Genomic DNA, 15,421 nt, shown 5'->3' on the forward strand with positions numbered 1-15,421 from the left:
GCAGTTGACAGTTGGCAGTTGGCAGTTGACAGTTGGCAGTTGACAGTTGACAGTTGACAGTTGACAGTTGACAGTCAGAAGGAAAAAGGAAAAAGGAAGGTTTTCCACATCTCCCCTCTCCCCGTCTCCCCCTCTCCCCTCTCCCCCCTCTCCCGCCAAACAAGTGATTGCAATCTATCCAGGCAGCTTTGACCCCATTACCTTCGGTCACGCAGATATTATCGAGCGGGGATCTAAACTGTTCGATCGCATAATTGTTACCGTAGTCAAAAATCCCAGCAAAACCCCTCTGTTCACCGTAGAAGAACGGATTGAGCAGATCCTGCGCTCTACCAAACACCTGCCAAACGTAGAAGTAGACAGTTTTGAGGGTTTGACAGTAAACTATGCTAAGATTCGACAAGCCAAAGTGCTGCTGCGGGGACTCCGGGTATTAACGGATTTTGAAATGGAACTCCAGATGGCCCACACCAATAAAACCCTTCTGGGCGAAATTGAAACAGTTTTTTTGGCAACTTCTAACGAGTACAGCTTTTTAAGTAGTAGTGTAGTTAAAGAAATCGCCAAGTTTGGTGGCTCCGTAGATCATCTTGTTCCGAAACACGTCGCTCTAGATATTTACAAATGTTACGCCAACAGGAACCAAATCGCATCGAACCCGACACTACCGGACGCAGCACTGAGAACGAATCACCTCAGAACACCGCCGCCTTCGGAGACGAGACCAGAACCGCAGGAGTAGACATCCAGCGGGAATTGAACCGGCTTGAGGAAATTGTTCTCGACAGCCCGCGCATTCCCATGACCAGACGCACTCTGGTGGATGAAGAACAGTTGCTCGATCAGTTAGACTTGGTGAGGCTAAATTTGCCGATCGCCTTTGGGGAAGCCGAAACGGTCATCCGACACAAAGACGAACTGCTCCAAGAAGCCCAACTCTACGCTCAAGAAGTGATAGAAGCAGCAGAACAGCGAGCAGCAGAACTTTTAAACGATATGGGCCTGCTACAGCAGGCGAAGATAGAAGCAGATCAGTTGCGACAGCAAGTTTTGCTCGACTGCGAAGCAATTCAGCAGGCGACGCTGGCGGAAGTGGAACAAATTCGCTACCAGGCTCAAGAGGAACTGGAAGAAATGAGAACCAGGGCGATCGCTGAATGCGAGGAAATTCAAAATGGCGCCGACGATTATGCTGACCAAGTGCTCGATAATATTGAGCACAAGCTGAGCGATATGCTGCGCGTGATCCGCAATGGGCGAGATCAGTTGGATAGTGTTTCTGCGTCGCACATCCATCACAACAACGGTTAGTTAACTTGCTTTAATCAAAGTGTGACTTACCGATAATTTTGTGAATTTACGGGCGATCGCGCGATCGAGTGGCAGGGAAATGGCCCAGCATCCTTACTGGGCGGGGAGCAGATAAATAACCTCATGAATAGAGCCGATACCCGTTAAGCATAAATGCTTTGATTCCCGTACTGTGCAACTGTCAACTGTCAACTGTCCACTGTCCACTGCTATAGCAAGACTTGTTTGAATATTGATAATTTTTGTGAAGATAGGAGCAAATATACCATTTTTTGCTATGGTGAAAATCCATCAGGCAGAAAAATTCTGATTTGACCATAATTTTTGCAATCTACTTTTTATCATGCAAAAAGCTTCTAATCGGTTTGCGGAATTTGACTCGATCCGAGCTTTAGCCATAGTCAGTGTTGTGATTACTCATGCTGGGTTTGCGGCATTTCGCGATCGCCGAATTTTGTTTGTCTCCATCGATACATTTCAACTGTTCTGCGTACCAGCTTTTTTACTCCTCAGCGGTTTTTTCCTCACTAACAAACTCGACAATCAAAATAATCCCGGACAGGTAGTCAAAAAAAGACTGTCAAGAATTATACCACCCTACCTGTTTTGGTCAGTAACTTTGTACATCTTAAATAATTGGAACTCACTCCAAAAAATAGATTTACTGTCATTGCTCAGAAATATTCTGACAGGCTCCGTGATGCCTCCCTATTATTTCATCGTTGTAATTATTCAATGCTACGGTTGGTGGTGGCTGCTAGTGAAATCACGATTTTTAGAACCCATCAAAGTTTTGGGATTGGGTTTAACAATTCAAACAATTTTTACCATATTCTTTTACTTGAGCGCTCTCAAATACATATCAATACCTCTACCTTTGATGGAGCGCTGGATTTTTAGTTGGATTTTACCATTTTCAACAGGTCTATTTTTGGGCGCAGCCTATGACAAAATTCAACCAGTTCTCGAACGCAGAAAAATGCTAGTTTTAGGAGCAACAGTCCTCTTTTATCTAGCGAGTATTTGGGAATATTACCTGCTCAGCGGAGTTACGGCGGAGGGATGGTTTTTCCGCTCGTTTTTTAAACTATCTGCCCAAGGATACGCAATTTTGTTCGTCTTGTCGATCCTCGCATTTTCTAAAAATATCGCACTTCCCAGTAGAGTTTCGGGGTTAGTCAAACTCTTGGCTGCGTATTCATTCCCGATATATCTGCTGGATTCAACTGTCGTGCAATATGTATTGTTAGTGTTTTATAAATTTATCGATCCCGTACATCCGCTACTGAAGCTCAGCTTTTTAGTGACAGGGACTTTGTGCGGTTGTTTGGCGATTATTTACCTGTTGCAGAAAGTTTTGCCCAAAAAATACAGCCAGTACATTCTGGGAATTTAATCAGATTTTGTGTTTCAGCGGATGTCTTCATAAAACTGCTTGAGATACTTCGCTGAAACGCCAAACCCCCACAAAAAACCGATCGCAAGATAGATGGCAGTTGCTTTCAATTCGCCCCAATGCGCCACTCGGCGATCGCTACTTTGCACTATTCGATTAACCAACTTAATTTTACCACGTCGCACTAACTTTAAACACAAATCTGCCTCCTCCATAATTGGCAGTGCGGCATCGAAACCATCACATTCCCAAAAATCTGTACGCCGGCAAAAAATAACTTGATCCCCAAACAGCAGGCGCAATCCTTTAACAAACAAATGAGGTCGAAATAACAGCGGCGCGTAGTAAGTTTTAAGGTAATTGTGCAGCGAAACACCCCATCTTGTGTGCTGCGAACCAGCCATCAGGGAGATAAACCCGCCCCCGACAATTTCGGCATCGGATAATGTGTTTTGGATGACTGTTACGATGTCGTCGGGAACTAGAGTATCGGCGTGGAGGAAGCACAAAATTTCGCCTGTGGCGGTTTTGGCACCTAAATTCATTTGCACGGAACGGCCCGGCATACTGCTAAAAATAACACGGGTTGTGGAAGTAAGGGCGATCGCCACTGTTTCATCTTGACTGCCGCCGTCTACCACCAAAACCTCCCAAGCCGGAGGATTGAGAATGCTGAGTTGGCGGAGGGTACGTTCTAGACAAGTCGCTTCATTCAGGGTTGGGATGATAATAGAAACGCGATCCATCAGATTGAATTTTATGCCAAAACTATTATAATAAAAAACTGTGGCGATTGACAACTGCTGCTAGAGCTTCCACTAATCAGGACTAAAAAAATCGTGCAGAAAACAGAAGTAAAAAACGATTTAGAATTTTACGATGAAAATGCTGATAATTGGTGGGACGAAAATGCTAAAATCTATGCTCTCTACCATCTAAACAAACCCAGATTTGAGTTTTTCGACAGACACGCGACCAATTGGCGAGGGCTGAAAACCTTAGATGTTGGGTGCGGCGGCGGTTTTTCCTGCGAGTTTATGGCCGAGAGGGGCGCTGTGGTTTCGGGAATAGATCGATCGCACAAATGTATTGTAGCAGCCCAGAATCACGCAGTTACTAGCGGTTTCGAGATAGACTACAGACAAGGCTTTGCCGAAAATATGCCCTACACGGACAATACCTTCGATGTAGTAATCTGCGTGGATGTTTTAGAACACGTTGCCGATTACAAACAAGTTGTGTCAGAGGTTCACAGAATTCTTAAGCCCGGGGGAGTGTTCTTTTTCGATACAATCAACCGAACTTTTTCCTCGCAAATTGTGATGATTGGACTGATGGAAAATACCTTGCAGGAAATTAAACGAGGCGTTCACGATTGGGAAAAGTTTATTACCCCGGAGGAACTGTCTGCGGTAATGCGGGATACGGGTTTCGACAAGATTGAAATTAAAGGTTTTGATATGTTTGGAGAAATGGGGGCTGTTTTAGGCGAGATGCACGGTTTTTGGGAAAATCTTACAAGTGGAAAGCAACTATTTCCTTCTCCGGCAAGTTTCCAACAAGTTTCTCAAGTGCTAATCTCTAATATCGCTAACTATGTGGATTACAAAAAGTCTGGGTTGTTTAAAATCAAAATTAATGAGGATAGATCGATTATGTATGTTGGGGTAGGGGCGAAGAATTAGTCGGTTAATTGTTGATAGTTGACTGTTGTGATTAGGGGGCGGGTTGTAGAGAGATTTGTGCGATCGACCAAATCCCTCTACAACCCGCCCCATTTTTTTTAGGCACAATTGCATATTATTTGCAATTATTTTGTAATTTTACCGATCGCCCATTCCCGCTACATCGCCCAAAACCACCGCTCTGTCTAAATTTAAGGCTGTATTCTCTTCCACTATAGCCCATATAGCCAGCTTTCTGTTACAAATCTTAATATTAAATTATTGATATTTTACAGGAATTGCATGGTAGCTTATTGAATATAAATTGCAATAAGTACCGGAAGTTAACAGTACCTGGAGGTCAATCACCGTGACAGCAGCAATAGTTTCCGCGTCAGCCTCGCGAATCAGCGAGGGGCAACCTGCCGACAGCCAAAAACTGATGAGTTTGGGTCAAAATTCCGAAATACCCGACCTCGATCGCTCCAAAGATGTCACCATAGCCATCTTAGAAGGAGTAGGAACTCTCACGGTGTGCGATCGAACAGTCACTTTAACACCGGGAGTATTTGTGTTTGTACCCGCCGGCATCCCGCGCAGTCTAAAAGTAACAACGACACTGAATTTGTTACTAATTGACTGCGAACCAGACCCCGATATGAGTGATTCAGCTTGGTTGATGAATTTTCAACTTTAAGTAGATGAAAAAACAGTGTCCTTGCTGCCTTGACTCCCTAATTTCTCAGATTAACCACAATCGCGTTTACTGGTTTTGTCTGAATTGCAGGCAAGAAATGCCAAGTTCTGACTCAAAAATCAGAAATCTCAAGCACTATCAAATTTCACATTCGGAGTAAAAATGTCAAAAGCAATTGGTCTTTTCTACGGAACTACAACTGGCAAAACCGAGTCTGTAGCTGAAATTATTCGAGATGAATTTGGCGGCGATATCGTAACTTTGCATGACATCGGTCGCGCTGAAAATGATGATTTCGCCGAATACGAATGTCTGATTATCGCTTGTCCGACTTGGAATATCGGCGAACTACAAAGCGACTGGGAAGGTTTTTTACCTGAAATTGAAAATATTGATTTTAGCGGCAAAAAAGTAGCTTATTTGGGAACTGGCGACCAAGAAGGTTACCCGGATAATTTCATGGATGCAATGGGGATTTTGGCTGAAAAAATATCGGAACAGGGCGGTGAAACTGTTGGCTATTGGCCGACAGATGGCTATGATTTTAATGAATCTAAGGCCGTGGTTGATGGCAAGTTTTTGGGTCTTGCTATTGATGAAGACAACCAATCTGAAATGACGGAAGCGCGCGTCAAAGCTTGGGTATCTCAACTCAAAAAAGAATTTGGGATATAGGATTAACGGTAGGGCAGTTTGGTAAACTGCAAAATACCTGTATTTTTGGGGCGGATACTCTGAACCCGCCCCACAACCAGCTAACCTATGAGCATCTCTTGCGTCCTCTGCGTCCTCTGCGGTTCAAAGAAATAAGTTTTGTTTGTGCCAAAACATCCAGACTTGCTATCTCCATCTACATATTTATTCAGGGTAAGTGGGCAATGCCCACGCTACATTTTAACGTTATGTCTACTAAGTTCTAAATAACTTTATATCTAACTTAAAATTGATGAAATTCAGTTCAGATGACGTACTTTGGTTAAGTGTAAGTCCGAGTTTACATTGGTTCGATCGCTCTCTACTTGCCTATTTAAATCATTCTGTCCCCGTGCAAATATGGGAATATGAACAAACTGAAGACGAAGGTTGTTCTTTGGATATGGCTGTTGAGCTTTTGCACGACTTTTTAACAATGCGCGATCGCCCAATTCACCTCCTAGGCCACAGTACCAGTGGATTAGTTGGTTTAATGTATGCCCGTCGCTATCCTCACAAAGTAAGTTCTTTGGGACTTTTAGGTGTGGGTGTGCCATCTGCGATTAATTGGCAAGCACATTACTACACGCATCTTTCAGCTTTTCCCTGGAGTGGCAAACAAGTTTTAAGTCAAATGGTTGGCGATATGCTGGGATTCCAAAATCAAAGTATCAATCAAAAATTTATACCATATTTTGAGGATGACTTAGCCTGTTCTCCCTGTCCTCACTCTTTATTTAGGGTGATTAATTCTAGCGATAAAGGTGTAGAAGTACCTTTGTTGATATGTAGTAGCAAAACGGATTTTGTGGTATCTCCTATTGTCATGCGCCGCTGGTCAAAATTTCTCAAAAAAGGCGATCGCTTTTGGGAATGTCCAGACGGGCGGCATTTTTTTCATCACTTCTATCCGGAAGAAGTCGGGGAAAAAATACTGAATTTTTGGCTATCTATACATAGTCGCCAACCGATTTTAGACTTGAAGTTCTAGATGATCGATCGCCACTATTGATATAAATAAATAATATCAATTCCGCTTACACCGGAATGATATAGAGGAGACGGCAGTGCCGTGTCCCTACCCCGATTAATTGTAGGGAGACGGCAGTGCCGTCTCCTAATTTCGGTTAATAATTCCTATGCTACCGGATTTGATATAAATTACAATTTATGGTTAATGTATTATCATATATTAATGAGTCTTATTTTCAATAACTACTTGTGAAAAATTCAAAAAGTGCGATGGCTACGCCCCGGCTTGCGCCTACGAACCCGACAACAGCTCAACCAAAAGCCCGCCGTTTTCGAGTACCGCTAAGCCTCAAAATTATTGTGCCATTTCTAGGTGTATCCGTCACTCTATTGTTGTTAGTGATACACACAGTCAAAATTGGATTTGCCAACACTCTCGAAAAAGGAGTGCGCGATCAAGTTGAAAATCAAGCAGCTTTAGCCGTGCGAGACTTCAAAGGTCGATCGACTCAATTGACAAAACAAGCCAAATTATTATCAGAAGAACCAGAAGTTATTCGTGCAGTAGAACAAAAAGACACAGACATCTTGCGTCAAGATATATTATCTCTACAAACCACTTTTAAATTGGATTTAGTCAAGGTAGTAGACGCGCGCGGCGAAATGGTAGCAGAGTTGCGAGAAGAGTGGCTCACAGGCAAGAACTTGATCAATAGCGCAGCGATAAATTCAGCACTTAAAGGCTTAGAAAAGTCAAATTTCGTCAGTATTGATGGCAAACCGCAAGCATTGCTAGTAGGATTTGCACCAATTAGAAACAATAATACGATAATTGGTGCTGTACTCGTCGGTTACTTAGTGACAGACGAACAATTGCAGCAAATCAACATTGATACTAACAATATAAATTACTTTGCCATCTTCAAATCCGGTGAATTAATTGCTACTAATTTTCCCGAAATTCGCTCAAAATCTTGGCAAGTACCTGCACTACACACATCGACCACGAAAATCGATATTGAGCGCCAATCTTACATCATGAAAACGGTAGAAATGTCAGACATAGGCGACAGCATAAATCTAGCAGTGTTTAGCCCAATGGCAACAATGCAGCAGACGCAATTAACCTTATCTAACAGGCTTGATAGTTTCTTTTGGGCAGGAGTAATTCTAGCCGCGATTGTTGGTGGTGTAGTTAGCCGAATCATCGGAAAACCAATCCTTGATTTAACTCAAAATGTGAATTGGATGGCAAGCAATGAATATTTTTCTGATAAAGTACCCATTCCTTCCGGCTATGAATTAGGTCAACTTGCAGAAGCTTTCAACTGTATGATAGAACAAGTAGAAAAGCGGGATGGTAAACTCAATCTACAATTGCACCAACTGAGACAAACGCTTCACGATTTAAAAAATGCCCAATCTCAACTAATTCAAGCCGAAAAAATGTCCAGTTTGGGATTGATGATGGCTGGTATCGCGCACGAAATAAACAACCCAGTTAACTTTATTTATGGCAACCTCTGTCACGCCAATCAATACACCACAGATTTGCTCAAACTTCTCACACTTTATCAGCAGGAATATCCGAATGCAACAGCGCCGATTCAAGACTGCATAGAAGAAATTGAACTCGACTTTTTATCAGAAGATTTATCTAAGTTGCTATCTTCTATGAAAATGGGAACCGAGCGCATTCAGCAAATTGTTTTGTCGCTACGGAACTTCTCTAGGTTGGATGAAGCTGAAGTGAAACCAGTCGATATTCATGAAGGAATTGAGAGCACTCTGTTAATTTTAAACAGCAAGATTAAAACAGCCATTAAAGTCATTAAAAAATACGGAAAATTGCCCTTAGTAGAATGCTATCCATCGCAATTAAACCAGGTATTTATGAATATCGCATCCAATGCTGCTGATGCACTGTTGAGCAATCCAAATCTGCGAAACAAGGAGATTGAAATTATCACAGAAATGGCAGGAGTAAATGAAGTGGTGATAAGAATTAGAGATAACGGTAATGGAATTGACCCTGATACGATTAATCGGTTATTTGACCCATTTTTTACGACTAAACCTGTGGGTAAAGGGACTGGTTTAGGGTTGTCGATTTCTTACCAGATTATCGAGAAGCATCACGGTAAAATAGAAGTGAATTCGGAAATAGGTGAGGGAGCAGAGTTTGTGATTTATTTGCCGATTAAATCCCGAATCAGAGAAGCCACTTGTTTGTGTGGTAGTTAATACGGATTTCTGAATTTAAGATTAGTTAATCTGTAGGGTGCGTCAGAAACTAGCTTTTGATTCATCGCAAATATCTCGACTGGCGCACCCTACCTATCTAATTCAACTTGGAGCGAAACAGTCGCATTCCATTTGCTGTGACAATTAAAGATGTTCCAGTATCTGCCACCACTGCAATTGCTAACCCGACAAATCCAAAAGTTCCCAATAACAAAAATAGCGCTTTTGTGACTAAGGAAAAAATTACATTCTGCTGAATTACGGCTACAGTACGGCGGCTCAAATCGACTGCATAGGCGAGTTTTCTTAAGTCGCTACCAACTAGCACTACATCAGCGGTTTCTAGTGCAATATCAATGCCGCCAACTGCAAAGCTGATATCGGCGGCTGCTAAAGCGGGGGCATCATTAATGCCGTCGCCCACCATTCCTACAGCCCCAAATTTTCGCAATTCTTGAATCTGTTGCAATTTGTTTTCTGGTAGCAATTCTGCTTTATACTCAGATAGGTTGAGTTGTTGGGCTATTTGCTGAGCTACAAAAGTGCGATCGCCCGTCAGCATCACCAGATTGTTCAAACCCATCTGTTTGAGCAAATGTAGGGCTTCGGCAGCTTCCAGTCGCAAGCCGTCAGCCAAAGCAATCACTCCCAACAAACCGCGGCTGCTGCCGACTAAAACGGGAGTTTGCCCTAATTTCTCGATATCATCTAGCAGAGATACTGCTGATTGTGACAGTTCGATATTTTGGTCGGCAAATAAGCGGCGATTTCCGACAAAATAGAGGTTGTTTGCAAAATTAGCAGCAATTCCTTTACCCGGATAAGCCGTAAAATTTTCGGGAGTTTCTAACTCGATTCCTGCTTCCTTCGCTTTGGTAATAATTGCCTTAGCTAAAGGATGTTCCGATTTTTGTTCCAAAGAAGCTGCAATTAACAATACCGTGCTGGCGCTCAATTCTCCCAAGTCGTAAACCTTTTGCACAACGGGTTTACCTTCAGTCAAAGTTCCGGTTTTATCAAAAGCCAGACTCTTGATTTTTCCAGCATTTTCTAAGCCGTTTCCGCCCTTAAATAACACGCCTTGACTGGTGGCTGCACCGATGGCGCTGACAATGGAAACCGGAGTGGAAATTACTAAGGCGCAGGGACAGGCTATGACTAACATTACCAGGGCGCGGTAACACCAGACGCTGAACGGTTGACCAAAAATTAAGGGCGGAATTAGTGTAAGGGCGATCGCACTTACAATCACAATAGGAGTATAAATCTCTGCAAATTTGTCCACCCACTGCTGAGTTGGGGCGCGGCTCGATTGCGCTGACTCGACTAAGTGCACAATTTTCGCAACCGTGGTATCATTCGCAGTGTGGGTAACTTTGACTTCCAAAAAGCCAGTTTGATTTAAAGTTCCGGCAAAAACCCGATCGCCCGTTTCCTTATCTTCAGGGATAGATTCACCCGTAATTGGCGATTGGTCGATCGCCGAATTCCCCGATACAACTATCCCATCTAATGCTACCCTTTGCCCGGGACGAATTGTCAGAATTTCTCCAATTTGAATTTCCTCAACCCGCACCGTCACTTCATCGTTATTGTCGCGCTTGACAGTTGCAGTCGGTGGTGTTATGTCCATCAAACTAGCAATAGCATGGCGAGTGCGGCTGAAAGTGAAAGTTTGCAAAGTTGTTCCCAGACTAAACAGGAATACAACTAACGCCGCTTCAAACCAATCGCCTAAAGCCACCGCCCCAATTACCGAAATTGTCATCAACAAATTCATGTCGGCGCGGCGCAATCGCAACTCCATGAGGCCCGCGCGGGCGATCGCAAATCCGGCTACAATAATACCGATACCATAAAAACCGCGCGACAGCCAAATTGCGATTCCTAAATACTGAGTTAGCAATCCCAGAACTAATCCCAAGCCTGCTAAAATTACAGTCTGTCCCCGGCGATTGCGAATCCAGAATTCCCAGTTAGTGGGATTTGTCTTTTGAGTTTTCTGGACTGTTGAATGCTGGTGATGATGGTGTTCATGTTCGTGCGAACAACCGGAATTCTCCGATGATGGTATTGCTGTGGTAGTCTGTTCGATCGTGTAGCCTAAAGTTTGAATGCGATCGAAAATAGCTTTTTCTGTTACTTGTTGAGGATCGTAATTTAACCGCAAACTTTCTGTTGCAAAAACTACATTGACTTCGGTAAGTCCGGGCAGTTTTTGCAAGCCTGCTGCTACTGTTTTGGCGCAGTTGCCGCAGTCCATTCCGCCAATCTTAGTTTGTAGCGTTTTGAGGGAAGGAGTTTGAGTCATTATTCAGTATCCTTTTGAGATTTTAGAATGATTATCATCATTGAACATATATTCAGATGTTTAATAAAATCATATACCAAATTGTATAATTTTAACTGGTTAACTGGTTCCCAGGCAGAGCCTCCGGATCTGCGTTATATCAATTCCGGCTGCGCCGTCAGGTGACAAGCGAGGAGACGGCAGTGCCGTTTCCCTACAATTAATCACGGTAGGGACACGGCACTGCCGTCTCCTGATTTCTTAATGGCAAGTTGCAGAAACCGGATCTTTTGCTGACACCGACTCGCCCGGATTTACCCATACATAAATCTCGGTGGCATCGTCGGCGCAACTGTGACATCCACCACACTTTTTAGCTTCTGCCATTTTACTGATTCTGCCTTTGCGAATTAGGCGATTTAACATTCCGCGCAAAGCATCACCATCCATGCGGAAGTGAATTTTTAGATCCGCGATGGAGGCTCTTTTGTTGTCAGCAATAAATTTTTGGATGTCGCTTAAAATCATGGTTTTTCTCCTTTGTTTGATTCTTAAACGCAGATGAACGCTGTTATTGGTTAATGCTTATTAGTTACTGGTTATTTGCTGGCTGCTATGAATAACTAATAACTAATAACTAATAACGACTAACTACTGATTGCTTCCCGTCGCTTTGCTCGTTTTCCACCAGCCAGTTTTAATGCCACAAGAGTCAAGCCCATCGCTATGATTAGTCTGACAATGCAAACCAGAGATGAGTCTGGATGCTCTGAAAATGTGGCTATTTGATAGTATCCAACTGCTGTAAAATAGGCGACACCAGTAGTCCATAGACCTGCGAATACAGTCCACCCCAAGTTAGTTTCGCGGTAAAGTGCGGCCGTTGCAGAGACGCAGGGAAAGTACAGTAATACGAATACCAAATAAGCAAAGGCGGCTTTATCAGAACCGAACCGCTGGGACATTTGTCCGTAGGTGTTACCAGAAATACCTTGCGCTTCTGCTGCTGATTTTTGGTCTGTAATATTGGCAGAACTTAAGCCGAGGGGATCGAAAATTTGACCGGGAAGTTTTGTGAGATTTTCTGGGATGCTAAAAAATGCTTTGCCGATATTTCCCCAGAAGCTAAATTCTTCTTCTTTCTCCGGTTCTCCACCTGCTGCTTTTTGTTCGTCTGCTAGTTGAGTGTATAAGGAATCTAAGGTTCCAACCATGACTTCTTTGGCAAATACTCCTGTTAGTAAACCGACGGTGGCGGGCCAGTTTTCTTGGGTGATTCCCATTGGTGTAAATACAGGTGTTGCCGCGCGGCCGACGGCGCTAAGAATTGAGTCTTTGCTGTTGTCTTTGCCGAAGGAACCATCGGTGCCGACTGAACCCATAAATCCTAGTATAACGACCATAATTACGATCGCAATTCCGGCCTTTTTGATAAAAGCCTGCAATCTGTCCCAAGTCCGCAGCAGCACGCCTTTAAGCTTAGGAATGTGGTAGGGCGGCAGTTCCATCACAAACGGTGCAGCTTCTCCTTGCAGGATGGTGTTTTTTAAGATTAGCCCGGTGAGAACTGCTGCTAAAATGCCTAACAGGTAAAGCCCCAACACCATGTTTTGACCGCCGACTTGGAAGAATGCGCCGCAAAACAGGGCGTAAACTGCTAATCTGGCACTACAAGACATGAATGGATTCATCATAATCGTCATCGTGCGATCGCGCTTATTTTCTAATGTCCGCGTCGCCATGATTCCGGGAATATTGCACCCAAAACCGATCATCATCGGTACAAAGGATTTGCCGGGAAGTCCGACAAATCGCATTAATCTGTCCATCACAAAAGCTGCCCGTGCCATGTAGCCGCAGTCTTCGAGGGCTGACAAACACAAAAACATCATCCCAATTTGGGGAATAAAAGTAGATGTAGTTTGAATCCCCCCACCAGCACCTTTTGCCAGCAGTCCGATCGACCATCCAGGGGCTTTGATAGTTTCTAAAAGGGCGCCGAAACCATCTACAAAAATTGTCCCGAAGAATTGGTCAAAGAAGTCGATAAACACTCCCCCAACGTTAATCGAAATGGTGAACATTAAGTACATCACCATCAAGAATACGGGAATGCCTAACCAGCGGTTGAGCACAATTTGGTCGATTTTATCGGAAAGATTGGCTTTGACTTCTCTAGAAGATTCGGCGACGCCTTGAGTCAGGGTGCGGATGAAGGTGTAGCGGCTGTCGGCAATGATAATATCTAAGTCGTCATCGAGGGTTTCGTGGACTCGGCGGCGGTGCGGGACGACTATTTTTTCTAACTCTGTATTGGCGAGTTCCGGGGCGACTTCATCCTGGTATTCTAGGAGTTTCAGGGCTGTCCAGCGGGCATCTATACTGCGGTTGGGGCTATGCTGTTGGATATGCGGGATTAGTTGGGCGATCGCATCTTCGATGACAGCCGGATAAGCTACACAGGCAGATGGTACGATCGGCTTAACCAGCGCCTTATTCACAGCATCGCGCAACAAAGGCACCCCGTCATTTGACGTAGCACTCATCGGCACTACCATACAGCCGAGGCGTTCTGCGAGTTTGCTAACATTAATTCGGATGTCTCGTTCCTTGGCAACATCCATCATGTTTAGCGCGACTATCATCGGCACGCGCATCTCTAAAATTTGCGTTGTGAGATACAAATTTCGTTCTAAGTTGGAAGCATCAACAATATTCACAATCACATCAGCTTCGCCAGATAGCAAATAATCTCGCGCTACCAATTCATCGAGTCCGGTATCTCCATCTTCGGCATCGATAGAATAAACTCCCGGCAAGTCAACAATAGTAATTACAAAACCGTCGTGAGGGTATTTTCCCTCTTTGCGTTCAACTGTTACTCCCGGCCAATTACCGACTCGCTGGTTAGCACCTGTCAACGCATTAAATAAAGTAGTTTTTCCACAGTTGGGGTTGCCCACCAATCCAATGATTTGCTTAGTCATTCTTCTACTTCCTGTACAAATAAGATATTGGCTTCATCTTTCCGCAAACTGAGTTTGAAACCCCGCACTAGGATTTCTACGGGATCTCCTAGGGGTGCGTGGCGGGTAACAGTAAATTCTGTTCCCGGCGTCAATCCCATTGCTAACAATTTACTTTTGTAACCGCGGGCTGTTTTCTCATAGCCAACTACTCGGCCGATGCTGCCAACAGCTAAATCTCGCAGTTGTTTTTTATCGTTCATTTTTTTCTATTGTAATGGCTAGTTATTCAGTTAACAGTTAACAGTTGACAGTTGACAGTTGACAGTTGACAGTTGACAGTTGACAGTTGACAGTTGACCGCTTGAGGGCTACCTCTCCATAAAAGGAAGAGGATTGAAACAGTAAATAATTTTGTTTTATTTCCCCCTAAAACGAGGAGGTTTTAAACCCATTCTTCTTGGTAATTGGTAATTGGTAATTAAGTGCATTGGTCATTGTTCATTGGTAAGCTGTTGTGGCATTTAAACTGTATGTCAAGAAATAATCAAACTCTTGCGGGGTGGATTCGCAGTACCGCCCCGAATATTGCAGTTTAAATAAGCAACAGCTTAATAACTTTTTTTCATGTCCAATGCCCAATGCCCAATTCCCAATTCCCAATTCCCAATTTCCAATTCCGCTAATTCCGTTAATTCGTACACATAATTTTTTGTGCCATACCCGCCCCCAAACCAATGCGGTTGTCGCCAATTCCCACAATCACCGAGCCCCCAGAATTGCTGACTATTTGAACTTCTATGCCGGGGACTAATCCCATGCCGATGAGGCGTCGCACAGTGCCTTCTGAACCTTTGAGTTTGACTATCCGCAGCTTGTCGCCAACGCTTGCCATTGCTAGCGGGAATGATTTACCTTGAGCTGAGTCTGGCTGAATTTCTGTGCTATCCTCTGCGGTTTGAGAGACTTCTGGTGTCTCGCCGTAAAAGGTAAAAGCCCCGAACTGTCTGGGGTTTAGCTGTTCGTTTTGTTGGCTGTATTCTTGGGTGTTTTCTTTCATCTTTTCTGGTTGTCGATCGATTTTAGTAACTTTTTGCTTTGGCTTGCTTGTGCACCAGACTTGAGATTAATTCTCAATACTGGCAGCGCACAATGGTATACATCGCTAAATTTCCAGTTTCAGCGAAC

At 43.7% G+C, this 15,421-nt stretch carries 14 protein-coding genes; 8 read left to right on the forward strand and 6 right to left on the reverse strand.

The features are described 5' to 3' along the window. Positions 1 to 163: 163 nt before the first annotated feature. The 3 genes from coaD (at position 164) to JGK36_RS04090 (ending at position 2,707) form a co-directional block, all read left to right on the forward strand. A complete protein-coding gene (gene coaD / locus JGK36_RS04080) occupies positions 164 to 742 on the forward strand; it encodes a pantetheine-phosphate adenylyltransferase (protein WP_293184379.1) in 579 nt (192 codons plus the stop codon). After that, positions 625 to 1,311, forward strand: a complete 687-nt coding sequence (locus tag JGK36_RS04085) for a DivIVA domain-containing protein (RefSeq protein ID WP_293184382.1) — start codon at positions 625 to 627, stop codon at positions 1,309 to 1,311. Before coaD ends, JGK36_RS04085 begins: the two co-directional genes overlap by 118 nt. Before the next feature lie 343 nt (positions 1,312 to 1,654). Next, positions 1,655 to 2,707, forward strand: a complete 1,053-nt coding sequence (locus JGK36_RS04090) for an acyltransferase (RefSeq protein WP_293184384.1) — start codon at positions 1,655 to 1,657, stop codon at positions 2,705 to 2,707. Between the two features lie 14 nt (positions 2,708 to 2,721). On the opposite strand, the gene JGK36_RS04095 is transcribed toward JGK36_RS04090, so the two are convergent. Further along, a complete protein-coding gene (locus tag JGK36_RS04095; RefSeq protein ID WP_293184386.1) occupies positions 2,722 to 3,453 on the reverse strand; it encodes a TIGR04283 family arsenosugar biosynthesis glycosyltransferase in 732 nt (243 codons plus the stop codon). Between the two features lie 93 nt (positions 3,454 to 3,546). Between JGK36_RS04095 and ubiG the strand changes: the two genes are divergently transcribed. The 5 genes from ubiG to JGK36_RS04120 all read left to right on the forward strand — a co-directional run bounded on the left by ubiG (position 3,547) and on the right by JGK36_RS04120 (position 8,977). Continuing rightward, positions 3,547 to 4,392, forward strand: coding sequence for a bifunctional 2-polyprenyl-6-hydroxyphenol methylase/3-demethylubiquinol 3-O-methyltransferase UbiG (ubiG, locus tag JGK36_RS04100; protein WP_293184388.1), 846 nt, complete (start codon positions 3,547 to 3,549; stop codon positions 4,390 to 4,392). Between the two features lie 349 nt (positions 4,393 to 4,741). Then, positions 4,742 to 5,068: a cupin domain-containing protein gene (locus tag JGK36_RS04105; protein WP_293184390.1), complete on the forward strand. Its 327-nt coding sequence runs from the start codon at positions 4,742 to 4,744 to the stop codon at positions 5,066 to 5,068. 162 nt (positions 5,069 to 5,230) lie between these two features. Further along, positions 5,231 to 5,743 (forward strand): flavodoxin FldA, encoded by a 513-nt coding sequence (gene fldA, locus JGK36_RS04110; protein ID WP_293184392.1) that lies wholly within the window; start codon positions 5,231 to 5,233, stop codon positions 5,741 to 5,743. A 271-nt stretch (positions 5,744 to 6,014) separates the two neighbouring features. Then, complete coding sequence (locus JGK36_RS04115) at positions 6,015 to 6,752, forward strand: alpha/beta hydrolase (protein ID WP_293184395.1); 738 nt, start codon at positions 6,015 to 6,017, stop codon at positions 6,750 to 6,752. Positions 6,753 to 6,982: 230 nt separating this feature from the next. Continuing rightward, complete coding sequence (locus JGK36_RS04120; protein ID WP_293184397.1) at positions 6,983 to 8,977, forward strand: ATP-binding protein; 1,995 nt, start codon at positions 6,983 to 6,985, stop codon at positions 8,975 to 8,977. A 97-nt stretch (positions 8,978 to 9,074) separates the two neighbouring features. On the opposite strand, the gene JGK36_RS04125 is transcribed toward JGK36_RS04120, so the two are convergent. The 5 genes from JGK36_RS04125 to JGK36_RS04145 form a co-directional block, all read right to left on the reverse strand. Then, a complete protein-coding gene (locus JGK36_RS04125; RefSeq protein ID WP_293196148.1) occupies positions 9,075 to 11,288 on the reverse strand; it encodes a cation-translocating P-type ATPase in 2,214 nt (737 codons plus the stop codon). A 240-nt stretch (positions 11,289 to 11,528) separates the two neighbouring features. Continuing rightward, positions 11,529 to 11,795 carry a FeoC-like transcriptional regulator gene (locus JGK36_RS04130; protein WP_293184402.1) on the reverse strand — a complete coding sequence of 89 codons (267 nt, stop codon included), beginning with the start codon at positions 11,793 to 11,795 and terminating at the stop codon, positions 11,529 to 11,531. A 119-nt stretch (positions 11,796 to 11,914) separates the two neighbouring features. Beyond that, positions 11,915 to 14,254, reverse strand: coding sequence for a Fe(2+) transporter permease subunit FeoB (feoB, locus tag JGK36_RS04135; protein ID WP_293184405.1), 2,340 nt, complete (start codon positions 14,252 to 14,254; stop codon positions 11,915 to 11,917). Beyond that, positions 14,251 to 14,496 (reverse strand): FeoA family protein, encoded by a 246-nt coding sequence (locus JGK36_RS04140; RefSeq protein ID WP_293184408.1) that lies wholly within the window; start codon positions 14,494 to 14,496, stop codon positions 14,251 to 14,253. The genes feoB and JGK36_RS04140 overlap by 4 nt, the downstream gene beginning before the upstream one ends. Positions 14,497 to 14,924: 428 nt before the next feature. Next, the gene (locus JGK36_RS04145; RefSeq protein WP_293184410.1) at positions 14,925 to 15,293 is read right to left on the reverse strand and encodes a FeoA family protein; all 369 of its coding nucleotides are present in this window, start codon (positions 15,291 to 15,293) and stop codon (positions 14,925 to 14,927) included. Positions 15,294 to 15,421: the final 128 nt, after the last annotated feature.

The organism is Microcoleus sp. PH2017_35_SFW_U_B (assembly GCF_020737865.1).
In the GTDB taxonomy this organism is placed as follows: Bacteria; Cyanobacteriota; Cyanobacteriia; order Cyanobacteriales; family Microcoleaceae; genus Microcoleus.